General features: G+C 73.5%; 11 protein-coding genes and 1 pseudogene. 6 read left to right on the top strand and 6 right to left on the bottom strand.

Features of this window, described 5'->3' with window-relative positions; translation table 11 throughout:
* Nucleotides 1–389: 389 nt before the first annotated feature.
* On the bottom strand, nucleotides 390–1,049 hold the full coding sequence (locus ACZ60E_RS40000; RefSeq protein WP_384806321.1) for a response regulator: 660 nt from the start codon (nucleotides 1,047–1,049) through the stop codon (nucleotides 390–392).
* Complete coding sequence (locus ACZ60E_RS39995) at nucleotides 1,037–2,326, bottom strand: sensor histidine kinase (RefSeq protein WP_469447032.1); 1,290 nt, start codon at nucleotides 2,324–2,326, stop codon at nucleotides 1,037–1,039. The genes ACZ60E_RS40000 and ACZ60E_RS39995 overlap by 13 nt, the downstream gene beginning before the upstream one ends.
* A gap of 258 nt (nucleotides 2,327–2,584) precedes the next feature.
* Here ACZ60E_RS39995 and ACZ60E_RS39990 point away from each other — a divergent pair, with 258 nt between their 5' ends.
* Genes ACZ60E_RS39990 through ACZ60E_RS39980 form a run of 3 tightly spaced genes read left to right on the top strand, consistent with a single transcriptional unit; the run spans nucleotide 2,585 to nucleotide 6,229 of the window.
* A complete protein-coding gene (locus tag ACZ60E_RS39990; protein WP_384806325.1) occupies nucleotides 2,585–2,842 on the top strand; it encodes a hypothetical protein in 258 nt (85 codons plus the stop codon).
* A complete protein-coding gene (locus tag ACZ60E_RS39985) occupies nucleotides 2,839–3,603 on the top strand; it encodes an ABC transporter ATP-binding protein (RefSeq protein ID WP_384806327.1) in 765 nt (254 codons plus the stop codon). The genes ACZ60E_RS39990 and ACZ60E_RS39985 overlap by 4 nt, the downstream gene beginning before the upstream one ends.
* A 4-nt stretch (nucleotides 3,604–3,607) precedes the next feature.
* On the top strand, nucleotides 3,608–6,229 hold the full coding sequence (locus ACZ60E_RS39980) for an FtsX-like permease family protein (protein WP_469447030.1): 2,622 nt from the start codon (nucleotides 3,608–3,610) through the stop codon (nucleotides 6,227–6,229).
* Between the two features lie 50 nt (nucleotides 6,230–6,279).
* Here the strand turns inward: ACZ60E_RS39980 and ACZ60E_RS39975 are convergent, their stop codons facing one another.
* The gene (locus tag ACZ60E_RS39975; protein WP_469447029.1) at nucleotides 6,280–7,929 is read right to left on the bottom strand and encodes a fatty acid--CoA ligase family protein; all 1,650 of its coding nucleotides are present in this window, start codon (nucleotides 7,927–7,929) and stop codon (nucleotides 6,280–6,282) included.
* A 126-nt stretch (nucleotides 7,930–8,055) separates the two neighbouring features.
* Between ACZ60E_RS39975 and ACZ60E_RS39970 the strand changes: the two genes are divergently transcribed.
* Genes ACZ60E_RS39970 through ACZ60E_RS39960 form a run of 3 tightly spaced genes read left to right on the top strand, consistent with a single transcriptional unit; the run spans nucleotide 8,056 to nucleotide 10,465 of the window.
* A complete protein-coding gene (locus tag ACZ60E_RS39970; protein WP_469447028.1) occupies nucleotides 8,056–9,231 on the top strand; it encodes a lipid-transfer protein in 1,176 nt (391 codons plus the stop codon).
* 26 nt (nucleotides 9,232–9,257) lie between these two features.
* On the top strand, nucleotides 9,258–9,695 hold the full coding sequence (locus ACZ60E_RS39965; RefSeq protein WP_469447026.1) for a Zn-ribbon domain-containing OB-fold protein: 438 nt from the start codon (nucleotides 9,258–9,260) through the stop codon (nucleotides 9,693–9,695).
* Nucleotides 9,692–10,465 carry an enoyl-CoA hydratase/isomerase family protein gene (locus ACZ60E_RS39960; protein ID WP_469447024.1) on the top strand — a complete coding sequence of 258 codons (774 nt, stop codon included), beginning with the start codon at nucleotides 9,692–9,694 and terminating at the stop codon, nucleotides 10,463–10,465. Before ACZ60E_RS39965 ends, ACZ60E_RS39960 begins: the two co-directional genes overlap by 4 nt.
* A gap of 418 nt (nucleotides 10,466–10,883) precedes the next feature.
* On the opposite strand, the gene afsK is transcribed toward ACZ60E_RS39960, so the two are convergent.
* From afsK to ACZ60E_RS39945, 3 genes and pseudogenes are all read right to left on the bottom strand, one after another.
* Entirely contained in the window at nucleotides 10,884–13,262 is a 2,379-nt protein-coding gene (gene afsK / locus ACZ60E_RS39955) for a protein serine/threonine kinase AfsK (protein WP_384806339.1), read from the bottom strand.
* A gap of 343 nt (nucleotides 13,263–13,605) precedes the next feature.
* Entirely contained in the window at nucleotides 13,606–14,238 is a 633-nt protein-coding gene (gene kbpA / locus ACZ60E_RS39950) for an AfsK-binding protein KbpA (protein WP_469447022.1), read from the bottom strand.
* 575 nt (nucleotides 14,239–14,813) lie between these two features.
* Nucleotides 14,814–14,946, bottom strand: a pseudogene (locus ACZ60E_RS39945) (VOC family protein); the annotation flags it as partial.
* Nucleotides 14,947–15,023: the final 77 nt, after the last annotated feature.

Here is a 15,023-nt window from a genome sequence, read left to right as displayed (position 1 = left end):
GGCCGTCGTCGCGGTACGACCACCACGCTAGAAACTCCACCTGTGCATCACGATCAAGCAGGCGCCCCAGCAGAAGGGGGTGCACTCCCCCGCAAGAAGGTAGCGCCTGCTGTACCCCCGCTCTGAGCACGGCGGGAATCTGCGCACCCAACCCGGCAGCCCCCCACCACCCCAGGGGCGCGAGGAACTGCGCGCCCGGCCCCCACCGCCCCGCAGTCAACACCCGACCAAAACCCCCTCCCACCTCAGGGGCGCGGGGAACTGCGCGACCAGCCCCCACCGACCCGCACACGACAACCCGGCCGAGGCCCCCACCGACCCGCACCCCACACCCCGGCCGGAGGAACCCGCACCCCACAACCCCGCCGGTGCCACCCCATGACGGCCAGTCAGGCCCGCCGACGCGCATCGTCCAGGTACCTCAGAACCGCCGCGACCCGCCGATCCACCTGATCCGCCGGCGACAGGTCCAGCTTCGCGAAAATGCTGCGGATGTGCTTGTGCACGGCCCCCTCCGTGACCACGAGCCGTTCGGCGATCGCCCCGTTGCCGAGCCCCTCCGCCATCAGCGCGAGCACATCCCGCTCGCGCGGACTCAGCCGCTCCAGCCGCGTGTCCTGCCGGCTGCGGGTGAACAGCTGCGCGACGACCTCCGGGTCGATGGCCGTACCCCCGCCCGCCACCCGATGGAGCGCGTCCAGGAACTCCTCCACCCGCCCCACCCGCTCCTTGAGCAGATAGCCGAGCCCGCTCACCCCGCCACCCAGCAACTCCGTGGCGAACGACTGCTCGACGTACGCCGACAGGACGAGAACCGCGAGATCGGGCCGTCGCCGCCGGGCCTCCACCGCCGCGACGATCCCCTCGTCGGTGTGCGTCGGCGGCATGCGTACGTCGAGGATGGCGACATCCGGCTTGTGGGTGTCGATGGCGTCGAGGATGCCGTCACCGGTAGCGGCCGTCCCCACCACGTCGAGGCCTTCCGCGCGCAGCAGCAGCGCCAGCCCCTCCCGCAGCAGCGCGTCGTCCTCGGCGATCACAATCCGCATGGCAGTTCCACCTTGAGAGTCGTCGGGCCGCCGGGCGGGCTGGCCAGTTCGAGGGTGCCGTCGTGTGCGGCGATCCGGTTGCGGATGCCGGTGAGCCCGGACCCGTTCTTCTCGTCGGCGCCGCCCCGGCCGTCGTCGGTGATGTCCAGGCGCAGCCGCCCGCCACCGCTGCGGACCGTGACCGCCGCCTGTCGCGCCCCGCTGTGCTTGGCGATGTTCGTCAGGGTCTCCGCCACCACGAAGTAGGCGGTCGCCTCCACGGACGCGGCACACCGCTCGGGTGCCTGGACGTCGATCCGGCAGGGCACCGGGCAGCTCGCGGCGAGTCCGGTGAGTGCGCCGGCGAGCCCTCGGTCGGCCAGTACGGGCGGCAGGATGCCCCGGGCCACCGAACGCAGTTCGGACAGGGCCTGTTCGGCGGCGCTCTGGGCGCGTTCGAGGAGTTCGTCGGCGCCCGCGGGATCGCGGGCGACCATACGGCGCGCGGCGCCGAGGAGCACGGTGACGGTGACGAGCCGGTTCTGGGTGCCGTCGTGCAACGACCGCTCGATGCGCCGCAGTTCGGTGGCGTGGGCGTCCAGGGCGGCGGCCCGGGTGGCGGTGAGTTCCGCGACGCGCAGCGACAGGTCGGTGTCGGGCCCGGCCGCGAGGAGCAGTCGGCCGGGCTTTGCCTGGAGGCGTGCCATGCCGGGGCTGAGGCCGAGGATGATGGCGGTCCAGCCGAGCCCGAGGAGGGCGGCGGCGGCCGCGTCGGCCCAGGTCTCCGCGACCCCTATCCCGAGGGACGTGCTGGTCGCGCCCTCCGGCAGCAGGCGCCAGTACAGCGGGAAGAGGGAGTCGCGCAGGGCCAGCAGCGGCAGCAGCAGGCCGCCGAGGCCGAGCAGCAGACCGAGTGTGGCGTGCCGGGTCAGCCAGCGCAGTTCGCGGCGCGTGGTCGGGTCGACGACGGCGAGCCGTACCGCGGTGGGCGCCGGGTCCGGGCCCATGACCTCGGGTCCCCACCGGCCGAGCCGGTCGCGTTCGCGGCCGGCGAGCGAGTGCAGGGCGCGCAGGGTGAGCGGTGCCATCAGCAGTCCGACGCCCACCAGGGACGTCACGGCGGTGACGGCGGCCCAGGCGAGGACGAGCAGGGCCATCAGCGCGGTGCCGAGTCCGCCGACGAGTTGTTCGAGAGCGGCGACGGCCGCACCGGCCGCCCGGACGACGGTCTCCCGGATCCCGGGCCTGTCGTCCTCGCCGCCGTCACCGGGTACGCCGGGCGGGGTCGGGGTCGGCATCCGCCCCTCCTCTCTCGCTCGTTCACGGCCCTGTACGAGCGACCGCTTCACCGTCGTGGAGGAGCGTAGAGGTACAGCCTGCTGTACCCCCACTCGGGCTGCTGGCGGGCTCGGCCGGCCGGGGTCCTGATCCGTAATTTCGAAGGCACGACAGCGAGACCCGCAGCGCGAACCGCCGGCCGCGAACCAGGCACCACTCACCGCGAACCGCGAACCGCGCAGGGTCCGAAGAACTCGACGACTCCGAAGAGGACAGCCATGACGACCACGGACCCCTACCGCCTCGACGGCTTCGCCGGGAGCACGGACCCCGCCCGGCAGGACGCGCCCCGCGAAGGCCTCACCCGGGACCGCTTCGTGCGTACGGTGCTGTGGCTGGTCCTGGTGATCAGCACCGTCGGCAACATGGTGGCCTCCTACAGCGCCGCCTCCACCGGGGTCCACCTGCTCTGCGGCGGGGTCACCGCCCTGTGCGTGACCGCGCTCGTCGTCCGTCACCTGCGGGGCCGGCGATGAGCGGGGTCCTCGCGGGAGCCGGCCACCCGATGGCGGCGCCGACCGCTCCGGCCATCGAGCTGGTGAACGTCAGCAAGACGTACGCGGGAGGTGTCCGCGCCCTCGACGACGTGTCGTTGAGTGTCGAGCACGGCACGTTCCTCGCCGTGATGGGGCCCTCGGGTTCCGGCAAGAGCACGCTGATGCACTGCGCCGCCGGACTCGACTCCCCCACCTCGGGAAGCATCCGGATCGGCGAGCGCGAGATCAGCGGGCTGAACGAGACCCGCCGTACCGAACTGCGCCGCGAACACATCGGTTTCGTGTTCCAGTCCTACAACCTGGTCCCCGCCCTGAGCGTCGCCGACAACATCACGCTGCCGCTGCGGCTGGCCGGGCGCGCCCCGGACCGGGAGTGGGTGCGGACGCTGGTCGAGCGGGTCGGTCTCGCCGACCGGATGTCGCACCGGCCCGCCGAACTCTCCGGCGGCCAGCAGCAACGGGCCGCGATCGTAAGGGCGTTGGTGGCGAAGCCCGCCGTCGTGTTCGCCGACGAGCCGACCGGCGCCCTCGATCTGCGCAGCGCCCACGAGGTGCTGGGCCTGCTGCGCGAACTGGTCGACGAACTGCGCCAGACGGTGGTGATGGTCACCCACGACCCGGCCGCCGCCGCCCAGGCCCACCACGCGGTGGTGATGGCCGACGGCCGGGTGGTCGAGCGCCTGTACCGGCCCACCGCCCCCGAACTGGCCGACCGTCTCGTCAAGCTGGGAGAGGTCTAGAACCATGCTGCATCTCGCGGTCCGTATGGCAGGACACCGGATCACCGCCCTGACCGCGGTGGCGTGCGCGGTGCTCGGCGGCGCGGCACTGATCACCGGCACGGGGGTGCTGGCCGAGTCCGGCCTCCGCTCCCAGCTGCCGGCCGGCCGGCTCGCCGGAGCCGACGTCGTGGTCTCCACCGACCAGAGCTTCCGTCCGGCCGGGGATCTGCCGATCGCCCTCCCGGAACGCGGCACGGTCCCGGCCTCCCTGGTCGGCCGGCTCGCCGAACTGCCCGGTGTCACCGCGGCGGTGGGTGACGTCAGCTTCCCCGCCTCCGTGGTCGACGCCGACGGCCGCGTCGTACCGGCCGAGGAACCGCAGACGGCGGGTCACGGCTGGTCCTCGACGAAGCTGCTCACGGATCCGGAGGTCGGTGGCGACGAGCCGTCCGGGGCCGCCGAGGTGGCGCTCGACAGGGCGACGGCCGAGGCCGCGGGGGTCCGGGCGGGCGACCGGGTCGAGATCGTCGCGGCCGGCCGGTCCGCCGTCGAGTACCGCGTCACGGCGGTGGTCGACGCCCCGGGCGCGGGCATCCTCTTCGCCGACCCGACGGCCCGGCGGCTGGCGGGCCGCGACGGCGGCAGCGGCGATGCGGCGGCGCGCGCCGGGACCGTCGACCTCGTCGGCCTGCGCACCGAGCCCGGCGCCGAGGCCGCGGTGGCCGCCGCGGCCCGCGAGACGATCAGGAACGCCGGCACCGACGCGGACGAGAAGGACGCGAACAAGAAGGCCGGCAAGGAGTGGGACCACGGCGCCGAAGTGATCGTCTCCACCGGTTCCGCCCGCGGGGACATCGCCTCCCCCGGTGCGGGCGCGGCCCGTTCGCTGCTGATCCTGCTCGCCGGTTCGCTCTCCGGGATCATCATGCTGATCATCGGGTTCGTGCTGGCGAGCGCCCTGGCCGTGTCGATCGGCGGCCAGCGCCGCGACCTCGCCCTGATGCGGGCCGTCGGCGCGACCCCGAAGCAGATCAGGCGGCTGGCCGCCGCGCAGGCCTCGGTCATCGCCGCCGTGGCGGTCGTGCCCGGTGTGGGCCTCGGCTATCTGCTGGCCGGGCAGTTCCGGCGGATGCTCGTCGACCGCGAGGTGATCCCGGACGGGCTGCCGCTCACGTACAGCCCGCTGCCCGCGCTCGCCGCCGTGCTCCTTCTGGGGATCGCCGTGCAGGTGTCGGCCCGTGGTGCCGCGTGGCGCACCTCGCGGCTGCCGGCCACCGAGGCGGTCGCCGAGTCGCGCAGCGAGCCCCGTACGCCGTCGAAGATCCGGATCCGCGCGGGCCTGCTGCTGATCGTCGCCGCGACGACGCTCTCGGTGGTGCCGCTGCTGAGCCGGACGGTCCTCGGCGCGGCGGCCACCTCCATGGCCGGCATCATCGGCGCGATCGGTCTCGCCCTGGCGGGACCCGTCCTGGTCAAGGGCATCGGGGACACGGCGGCCCGGCGGCTGCGGCCCGGGGTCTCGGCCCCGACCTGGCTCGCGGTGGCGAACATCCGCGGGTACGCGCTACGGCTGTCGGGGGTCGTCAGCGCCCTCGCCATGGCGGTCGTGTTCGTCCTGACCTACACCCTCGCCCAGACGACCGTCATGAGCGCCACCGCGCAGGACACCCGTACCGGCACCCTCGCCCAGCAGAGCCTGAGCGCACCGGGACTCGGCGGTGTGCCTGCCGGCACCCTCGCGGACGTGCGGAGGACCGAGGGCGTACGGGCGGCGGCCCCGGTCAGCGACACCACGGTCGTGTGGGAGTACGAGATGTTCGGCGAACCGGAGGTCGAGGCCGCCTCCGCGATGATCCTGACCCCGGCCGCGCCGGGCGTCCTGGACCTCGGTGTACGGGACGGCAGTCTGGCCGGGCTCACCGGTGACACGGTCGCCGTGGACAGCGAGGTCGCCCGCTCCCGTGACGCCGGTGTCGGCCGGCGGATCGACCTGGTCCTCGGGGACGGCAGCCGGGTCAGCCCGAAGGTCGTCGCCGTCTACGACCGCGGCCTCGGCTTCGGCCCGGTAGCCGTCTCCCACGACCTCGCCGCGGGGCACACCACCGCCGGCCTCGACCAGAGGGTCCTCGTACGCACCGACGGCACCGACACCGCACAGCGCACCCTCGCCGAACTCGCCGCTTCCCGCACCGGGTTGGCCCTGGCGCCCACCGACACCGGGTCCGGCGACAGCCTGAGCGACGCACCGGCGACGGTCTGGATCAACCTGGCCACCATCGTCGTGCTCCTCGGCTACCTCCTCCTCTCCATCGCCAACAAGCTGGTCGCCACCACCGCCCAGCGGCGCAACGAGATTGCCACGCTCCGCCTCAACGGCACCACCCCGCGCCAGATCCTCGCGATGATGCGCCGCGAGGCCGCGGTGATCGGGGTCGCCGCGGTCGCCACCGGGCTGCTGCTGTCCGCGATCCCGCTCGTGCTGCTCGGCATCGGTTTCCTGGACCGGCCGTGGCCCGCGGGACCGGTGTGGCTGCTCCCGGCGGTCGCGCTGACCGTGATCACCACTGCCTTCGTCACGGTCGAACTCCCCACCCGGCAGGCCCTGCGCACGGCCCCGGCCCACGCGCTGTCCGCCCGCGAATAGCGCACGGCGCGTGAGCGGTCCGGGGCCCCGCCTGAAACAGGCGGGGCCCCTCAACGCCGGCTGCGCAGCTCCCCCTTGACGACCTTCCCGCTCGCGTTCCGGGGCAGTTCGCCGACGAACTCCACCGCCCTGGGCACCTTGTAGTTCGCCATCTCGCGGCGCGCCCAGGCGATCAGGTCGTCGCCGGTGAGCGGGACGTCCGGACGGCGTACGACATACGCCTTGCCGACCTCGCCGAGCCGGGCGTCCGGGACGCCGATCACGGCCACGTCGGCGACGTCCGGGTGGAGGCCGAGGAGCTGCTCTATCTCCGCCGGGTACGCGTTGAAGCCGCCGATGATGAACATGTCCTTGATGCGGTCGGTGATCCGGAGGTTGCCGGCCGCGTCCAGGACGCCGATGTCGCCCGTGCGGAGCCAGCCGTCCGGGGTCATCGCCTCCGAGGTGGCCGCGGCGTCCTCGTAATAGCCGCGCATGACGTTGAAGCCGCGGACCAGGACCTCGCCCGGGGTGCCGGGGGCGACGGCCGTGCCCTCCCCGTCCACGACCCGCACCTGCGTGCCGGGGATCGCGCGGCCGGACGTGGACGCGATCACGTCCGGCTCGTCGCCGCGGCGGCACATCGTGACGATCCCGCTCGCCTCGGAGAGCCCGTAGGCGGTGAGGACCGTGCCCACGCCCAGCTCCGCCCGCAACCGCTCCACCAGCAGCAACGGCACGACCGCCGCGCCCGTCACCACCAGCCGCAGGGCCGACAGGTCGTACGCGTCCCGCTTGGGGTGGTCCAGGAGGGACTGGTGGAGGGTGGGCGGGCCGGGGAGCACCGAGATGCGTTCCGAGGCCACGTTCGCGAGGACCGTGTCCACGGTGAACACCGGCTGCGGGATCATCGTCGCGCCCCGCATCAGACAGGCGATCACGCCCGCCTTGTAGCCGAAGGTGTGGAAGAAGGGGTTCACGATCAGATAGCGGTCGCCCTCGCGCAGACCGGCCAGTTCGCACCAGACGTCGTACGCCCGCAGGGTCTGCGCATGGGTGATCACGGCGCCCTTGGGGCGGCCCGTGGTGCCCGAGGTGAAGATGATGTCCGAGGGGGCGGACGGGTCGAGCGCCGCCGCCCGTGCCCGCACCTCGGCCTCCCTCACCCCGTCCCCGCTCGCCAGGAAGTCCTTCCAGGTGCGGAAGTCGGCGGGGGCGTCGTCGGACAGGACGACCACCTGCTCCAGATGCGGGAGCCCCGGGAGGGGGCCCGCGGCCCGGCCCGTACGGGTGCTGCCCGCGACGGCGCCGGGATCGGCCGGCTCCTCGCGCTCGGCGCAGGCCCGCCGCAGGGACGCCACGTACGAGGTCCCCAGGAAGGTGCCCGTCACGAACAGCAGTTTCGTCCGGCTCCGGGCCAGTACGTACGCGGCCTCCGTCCCCTTGAAGCGGGTGTTCAGCGGGACGAGGACCGCGCCCGCCGACACCGCGCCGAGGGCGGACGCCATCCAGTCCAGGGTGTTGGGCGCCCAGATGGCCACCCGGTCTCCGGGTTCCACGCCGTTCGCGACGCAGGCCGCCGCCGCGCGTTCCACCCGGGCACCCAGCTCCGCGTACGTGACGCGGGTACGGCCCTCGACGACCGCCTCCACGTCCGCGTACCGCTCGGCCGCCGCCCGCACGAGCCCCGGGATCGTCTCCCACTCCAAGTCGCCGCGCACAGCAGGCCTCCCTCCCTCGCCCGAGCGGTCGGCCGATCAACCGGCCGACCGCTAGCTGACTACCCGTCAGATTAGCTGTAGCCTGACGCCCTGTCAGCATTCGTGGACCAGGGTGGAGGTGCGTCCATGGCACGGGCAGGGGCGGGCACAGGGGCAGCGGGGCTCAAGGACACGACGGCCGTCGTCGGGATCGGGGAGACGCCTTTCGCCAAGCAACTCCCGGACAGCGAGAAGACATTGGCCTGTCGAGCGATCCTCGCCGCCCTCGACGACGCGGGGATCGCACCGGCCGAGGTCGACGCGCTCGCCTCCTACACCATGGAGGAGACCGACGAGGTCGAGGTCGCCAAGGCCGTCGGGTTCGGCGACCTCAGCTTCTTCAGCAAGGTCGGCTTCGGGGGCGGCGGTTCGTGCGCCACGGTCGCGCATCTGGCGTCCGCGGTGGCCACCGGACAGGCGACGGTCGGCGTCGCCTGGCGCTCACGCAAACGCGGCAGCGGACCGCGCCCGTGGAAGAACACGGCCGTCCAACTCCCCACCCCCGCCCAGTGGACCCGCCCCTTCGGGCTCCTGCGCCCCGCCGACGAGATAGCCATGCTGACCCGCCGCTATCTGCACGAGTACGGGGCGACCCGCGACCACCTCTTCAACGTGGCGCTCGCCTGCCGCAACCGGGCCAACCAGAACCCGGCCGCGATGATGTACGAGCGACCGCTGACCCGGGACATGTACATGACCTCGCGCTGGATCAGCGAGCCGCTCTGCCTCTTCGACAACTGCCTGGAGACGGACGGGGCGTTGGCCTGCGTGATCGTCTCCGCCGAACGCGCCCGCGACTGCCGCCGCAGACCCGTGTACGTGCACTCCGCCGCCCAGGGCCTGCCCGCCCAGCACCACGGGATGGTCAACTACTGGAACGACGACCCGCTGACCGGCCCCGCCTGGACCGCCGCCCGCCATCTCTGGAAACAGGCGGACTTCACCCCGGAGGACGTGGACGTCGCCCAGATCTACGACGCGTTCACCCCTCTCATCCCGCTCTCCCTGGAGGGCTACGGCTTCTGCGGCCGGGGCGAGGGCGGCGCGTTCACGGAAGGAGGCGCCCTGGAGATCGGCGGCCGGCTGCCCCTGAACACGAGCGGGGGCGGGCTCTCGGAGGCGTACGTCCACGGCTTCAACCTCATCAACGAGGGCGTGAAGCAGCTCAGGGGGACCAGTACGGCGCAGGTGCCGGGCGCGGCGACCTGCCTGGTCACGGCGGGCGAGGGCGTCCCGACGTCCGCGCTGCTCCTGAGGAACTGAGGAACCGAGTCAACCTAGGAGGCCACATGCTCACACCCGTGGTGGACGACGACGGCGCCCCCTTCTGGGAGTACGCGGCCCGCAGCGAGCTGCGCGTCCAGGCCTGCGCCGAACCCGGCTGCGGCGAACTGCGCTTCCCGCCCCGCCCCTGCTGCCCGCACTGCCACTCCTTCGACAGCGAGTGGCGCAGGATGAGCGGCAGGGGCCGTGTCTGGTCGTACGTGATCCCCCACCCCCCGCTCCTGCCGGACTACGCGGCACAGGCCCCGTACAACGTGATCGTCGTCGAGCTGGCGGACGCGCCGCGGATCCGGCTGGTGGGCAACCTCGTCAGCGGGCCCGACGCGGCGCTCAACTCGGTCGCGGGGGAACGGATCCGGATCGGGGCGCGGGTACAGGTGGTGTTCGGCACCGACAGCGGGGACGGCCTCCGGCTGCCGCGCTGGGTGCTGGAGCGGCCATGACCCCCCTGCGGACCACCACCGACAAGGAGACGGGCGTCGCGGTGGTGACACTGGACCGCCCCGAACGCCTCAACGCCATCGACCTGGAGATGACGGCTCGACTGAAGGCGCTCTGGGCGGAGTTCAGATTCGACGACACCGTACGGGCGATCGTCCTCACCGGAGCCGGCGACCGGGCCTTCTCGACCGGACTCGACCGGGACGCGGAAGTCCCGCAGCCGGAGTCGCCCTACATGCTGGACGATCCACTCGTCTCCATCGGCCCGAAGGCGTCGGACCTGTGGAAACCGGTGATCGCCGCGGTGAACGGGATGGCATGCGGCGGGGCGTTCTACCTGCTCGGCGAGGCGGACTTCGTGATCGCGGACGAGACGGCCACGTTCTTCGATCCGCACACGACATACGGCATGGTCAGCGCGTACGAGTCCGTGTACCTGGCCCAGCGGATGCCGTTCGGGGAGGTCGCCCGCATGGCCCTGATGGGAACGGCCGAACGGGTTTCCGCGCGGCGGGCGTACGAGGTGGGGCTGGTGTCGGAGGTGACGGGGCGGGGGGAGGCGGTGACGGCGGCGGTGCGCTGCGCGACCGTGATCGCGTCCTATCCTCCCGCGGCCGTCCAGGGCACGGTCCGGGCGCTGTGGACGGCCCAGGAGGCCACCCGGTCCACGGCCCTGTCCCAGGCCCCCCACCTGATCACCCTGGGCAACGCGCCCCCGGAAACCCAGGCAGGACTGTTCAAAGCCCGCCACCCAACGTCCCGAACCCGCTGACCCCCACTGCGGCCCCGACGGGGACCGTCCGCGCGGTTCCCCGCGCCCCCAGGGGGTGGGGGGGTCGGCCGGAAGCTTGGCTGCGGGCCCGTCGTGGCTGGCCGCGCAGTTCCCCGCGCCCCTAGGGGGTGGGGGTGGCGGCCGGAGACTTGACTGCGGGCCCGTCGTGGCTGATCGCGCAGTTCCCCGCGCCCCTAGGGGGTGGGGGTGCGCCCCGGCCTTTGGGTTTGGGGGCGCGGGGAACCCCCACAGGCCCGCGGTCGAGTCTCCGGGCTGCGGCCCCACCCCCCTAGGGGCGCGGGGAACTGCGCGAGCAACCCCCACCGGGGCCGCACCTGCCACGGACCCGCAGCCCCCGCCCCTCAGGGGCGCGGGGAACGGCGCGGACGGCCCCACCGGGCCGCACGTGAACCCCGGTTCAGGAACGGGCCGTGCCCGTGCCCTTCTCCGCGTCCAGCGCGTACACGCATCGGTCCTTGCTGCACGCGTACACCACCCCGTCCTTCACGACCGGAGACCCCGTGATCTCCCCACCGGTCGCGAGTTTCCAGCGCAGCCGGCCGTCGTCGGCCTTCAGGGTGTACAGGAGGTGGTCCGTGGAGCCGAAGTGGATCCGGCCGTCGGCCACGGCCGGCGCCCCCACCAGGTCACCGCCCGCCTGGAAGCGCCACTTGGGCGTCCCGGTGACCGCGTCCAGCGTGTAGAGCCCCTTGCCGCTGCCCACATGGACATGTCCCGCCGAGACGAGCACGGGGTCGATGGACGAGCGGGCCTCCGTCGCGATGCGCCAGCGGTCACGGCCGTCGGTGGCGTCGAGCGCGTACACCGTGCCGAGGTAGTCGGCGAGGTACACCCCGCCCCCCGTGACGGCCGGCCCCGGCGCGAACGTGGGCGCGCTCAGGAACACCGCCGGCGCCTCGAAGTGCCAGCGCACATGCCCGCCGGCGATGTCGATGGCGAGGACGCGCGTCCCGGCGGACACGTACACGTATCCGTCGTCGGCATGTGTGATGCGGACGGGCACACCCCCGCAGGAGGCCGCGTCGCCGATCGGGTACGACCAGCGCTCCTCCCCCGTACGGGCCTCAAGGGCGCGCAGCCGGGCGTCCTTCCAGACGTAGACCGTGCCGTCGTGCACGGCAGGACCGGCCTCCGGCGACTCGAAGTCGGTCTGGGCGCCGGTGATCTCCCAGAGTTTCTGCCCGTTGGCGGCCTCCCAGGCCTGTACGCCGCCACCGCGGGTGCCGGTGACGACGGTGCCGCGGTCGGCCTTGAGGGAGTACACCCAGGCGTCGGTCGGCAGCCGCCACAGGTCGGTGCCCTCACGGGCGTCCAGGGCGAAGAGCGTGGGCCCGTCGGAGGCGTGCACGCGGCCGTCGGCGACCGCCATCGACCAGGCGACGTCCCGCGTCTTGAAGCGGCGCCGGCCGGTGGCCACGTCCAGCGCGTGCACCTCGAAGGAGGTGACGTAGACCAGGTCTCCGGCGACGGAGGGCGTCCCCCACACGTCGTTCGACATGCGGAAGCGCCACGGCCGCCAGGAGGTGCCGCCGTCGGGCCCGGCGGGCGCGGGGACGGCCGCGACGGGCTCGGCGCCGTTCACGCCGGGGCGCGAGCGGGACCAGGCGGCCGCGAGTCCGGCCTCCGGAGGGGGCGCCTTCACCGCCGCGGCACGGGCGTCGGCGACGCGCGGGCCGGGCCCGATCGGCACCTGCGCACCGGCGAGGCGTACGGGCCCGGCGTCGGGCGCGCCACCCGGTCGGCCGACGCCCGCACCGACGGGCATGCGCGGCGGTCCGGACGACGGCATGGGCGGGATCGGCGGGTCGTGGGGCGGCGGGGGCGGCACCACGGCCACCCCGCGTCCGCCGCTGCGGCCGGACGGGGGCTTCGGGGCGGACCGGCCGCCGCGCCGCGTCTCGATCAGGCTCACGGCCCGCTCGGGCAGCCACGCGGACGCGGTGCCGCTGTCGTCGGAGCCGGAGCCGAAGAGGTGGGGTGCCAGCTGGGCCTGGAGGTCGGCCGGGTTGGGGCGGGCCGTCGCGTCCATCTGCATGCAGGACTCGATCAGCGGGCGCAGCTCGTCGGGGAGGCCTTCGAGGTCGGGGCCCTCCCTGAGCAGCATGAAGACGGTTTCGACGGGGTTCGCGCCGTGGAAGGGCGCGTGGCCGGTGGCGGCGAAGACGAGCATCGAGCCGAGGGAGAAGACATCGCTCGCGCCGGTCACGCTGCGGGAGTCCTTCGCCTGCTCGGGTGACATGTACGCGGGCGTACCGACGGCGACGTTCGTCATCGTCAAACGCGTGTTCGAAACCCCGGAGGCGATGCCGAAGTCGATGACGCGCGGCCCGTCCTCGACGACGAGGACGTTCGACGGCTTCAGGTCGCGGTGGACGAGACCGGCGCCGTGGATGGACTGCAGGGCCTCGGCGACGCCCGCGGCGAGCCAGCGGACCGCCTGGGCCGGCATGGGCCCGCACTCGGTCACTATCTCTTCGAGGGAGGGCGCGGGCACGTACGCGGTGGCCAGCCAGGGCACGGCCGCGCGCGCGTCGGCGTCGACGACGGCCGCCGTGTAGAAGCCGGAGACCGCACGGGCCGCCTCGACCTCGCGCGAGAAGCGGACGCGGAACAGCTGGTCCTCGGCGAGCTCGGTCCTGACCGTCTTGATCGCCACGCGCCGGCCCGAGGCCGAGCGCGCGAGATAGACCAGCCCCATGCCGCCGGCGCCCAGCCGTCCCAGCACCTCGAACGGCCCGATCCGCCGCGGATCGTGCTGTGTCAGCTGATCCACCACTTGCCTGCCACCTCCCCGTACGCGGCCGCGCTTCCAGCCACCGCTCCAGCCGCAGCTTCAGCCACTGCGCAGCGTCTCACCACCGAGCCGCTCCGGCGGCACGCACCCCGATTCTTCCTGTCCTGCGCTCCGGTTGCGAACCCGGGACCCATTCGGGATGTCTCCCACCATTCCCGGGCAAAAGACCCGCCTCTGCCTTGCTTTTCAACGCCGGCCGGGGCTTTTCGGTGCCTTTCAGAGCTTCCCGCACGGGTTTCAGCGCTGGAGCATCGCCCATTTCAGCGGCGCAGAAACCTGAAATTCCGCGCTGGAGCACGACTCGTACCCCATCGTGGACGCCTCGTCACCCGTCCCGGCGCTGCAGCAACGCGAACGACGCCCCCTGATTGTCACTGACGACGGCCACCCGCCCGTACGAAGTGTCGAACGGCGGTGCCTGCACCCGGCCGCCGAGCCTCGCCACCGCGCCCACGGCGGCCTCGCAGTCCTGGACCGCGAAATGTACGAGGAAATGGGGCGGCATCTCGGCGGGATAGACGTCGGAGATGTGGGCGCGGCCGAATTCCCGGGTGACGCCCGGCCCGAAGAGGGCGTCGCGGAAGAGACCGGGGTAGAAGGCGTCGGCGGTGGCGGTGTCGCGTGAGTACAGCTCGACCCAGCTGAAGGTGCCCGTCCCGCGGCTGCTGCCGAATCCGGGGTGCGTACCGGCCTCCCAGAGCCCGAAGACCGCGCCCTCGGGGTCGGCGGCGAGCGCCCCGACCCCGTACGGGCCCACCGGCACGGGGGTCGTGATGATCTGGCCGCCTCCCTTGCGGATGCGGTCGGCCATGTCCTGGGCGTCCGGGGTGGCGAAGTAGACCGCCCAGACAGTGGGCATCCGCCCGTCCCGCTTCGGCACGAGGGCGGCGACGGGTTCCCCGCCGAGCCGCGCCCGCACGGCCCCGGCGTACGGACTGTCGGCCCACTGAGCGGCCACACCCTCGGCCCCGGCCCTGGCCCCGGTCCCGGTCCCGACCCCGGTCCCGACCCCGGTCCCGGTCCCGGTCCTGGCTCCAGCGCCCGCCCCAGTCCCGGCCTCGGTCCCGGTCCCGGTCCCGGCTTCTGCCCCGGAGGGGGCGGCGCCCTCCGAGGGACCGCCGGCCACCGACGGGTCGGCAGCCCCCGAAGGACCGGAAGCCTCCGACGGACCGACGGGCGCCGTGGGGCCATCCGGTCCTGCGGGGCCCGCGGAGTCAGCGGGACCCGCGAGATCCGCGGAGTCGGCGGGACCTACGAGACCCCCGGAGTCGGCAGGACCCACGAGACCCCCGGAGTCGGCAGGACCCACGAGATCCGCGGAGTCGGCAGGACCTGCGAAGCCCGCAGGGCCAGCCGGGCCTGTGAGGCCCGCGGGGCCAGCCGGGCCTGTGAGGCCCGCGGGGCCAGCGGGACCTGCGAGACCCGCGGAATCGGCGGGACCTACGAGACCCGCGGAATCGGCGGGGCCTGCGGGGTCCGCGGGGCCAGCCGGGCCGGCGAGGCCCGCGGGGCCAGCCGGGCCTGCCAGGTCCGCAGGGTCCGCGGAGTCGAAGGTCCAGCCGAAGAGTCCGCCATAGAAACGCTTGCCCGCCTCGACGTCCGGCAGCTGGGCGTCGATCCAGCAGGGGACGCCCTCGGCGAACGCGGCAGAGTCAGATCCAGCCATGCGGCCAAGCTAACGGCGTTCCACTCATCCCGCAGAGCGGGCGCCTCCACCGCCCCGCAGGTCCGTGCACCCCATTT

This window comes from Streptomyces sp. NPDC102514 (genome assembly GCF_055584525.1).
This window is presented reverse-complemented; position numbering and strand designations above follow the sequence as displayed.

Bases quoted from the DNA above. Each gene is read 5' to 3' on its own strand.
- ACZ60E_RS39980 (WP_469447030.1), top strand. From the start codon at position 3,608: ATGCTGCATCTCGCGGTCCGTATGGCAGGACACCGGATCACCGCCCTG.
- ACZ60E_RS39990 (WP_384806325.1), top strand. From the start codon at position 2,585: ATGACGACCACGGACCCCTACCGCCTCGACGGCTTCGCCGGGAGCACG.
- ACZ60E_RS39995 (WP_469447032.1), bottom strand. From the start codon at position 2,326: ATGCCGACCCCGACCCCGCCCGGCGTACCCGGTGACGGCGGCGAGGAC.
- ACZ60E_RS39985 (WP_384806327.1), top strand. From the start codon at position 2,839: ATGAGCGGGGTCCTCGCGGGAGCCGGCCACCCGATGGCGGCGCCGACC.
- ACZ60E_RS39965 (WP_469447026.1), top strand. From the start codon at position 9,258: ATGCTCACACCCGTGGTGGACGACGACGGCGCCCCCTTCTGGGAGTAC.
- ACZ60E_RS40000 (WP_384806321.1), bottom strand. From the start codon at position 1,049: ATGCGGATTGTGATCGCCGAGGACGACGCGCTGCTGCGGGAGGGGCTG.
- ACZ60E_RS39970 (WP_469447028.1), top strand. From the start codon at position 8,056: ATGGCACGGGCAGGGGCGGGCACAGGGGCAGCGGGGCTCAAGGACACG.
- ACZ60E_RS39960 (WP_469447024.1), top strand. From the start codon at position 9,692: ATGACCCCCCTGCGGACCACCACCGACAAGGAGACGGGCGTCGCGGTG.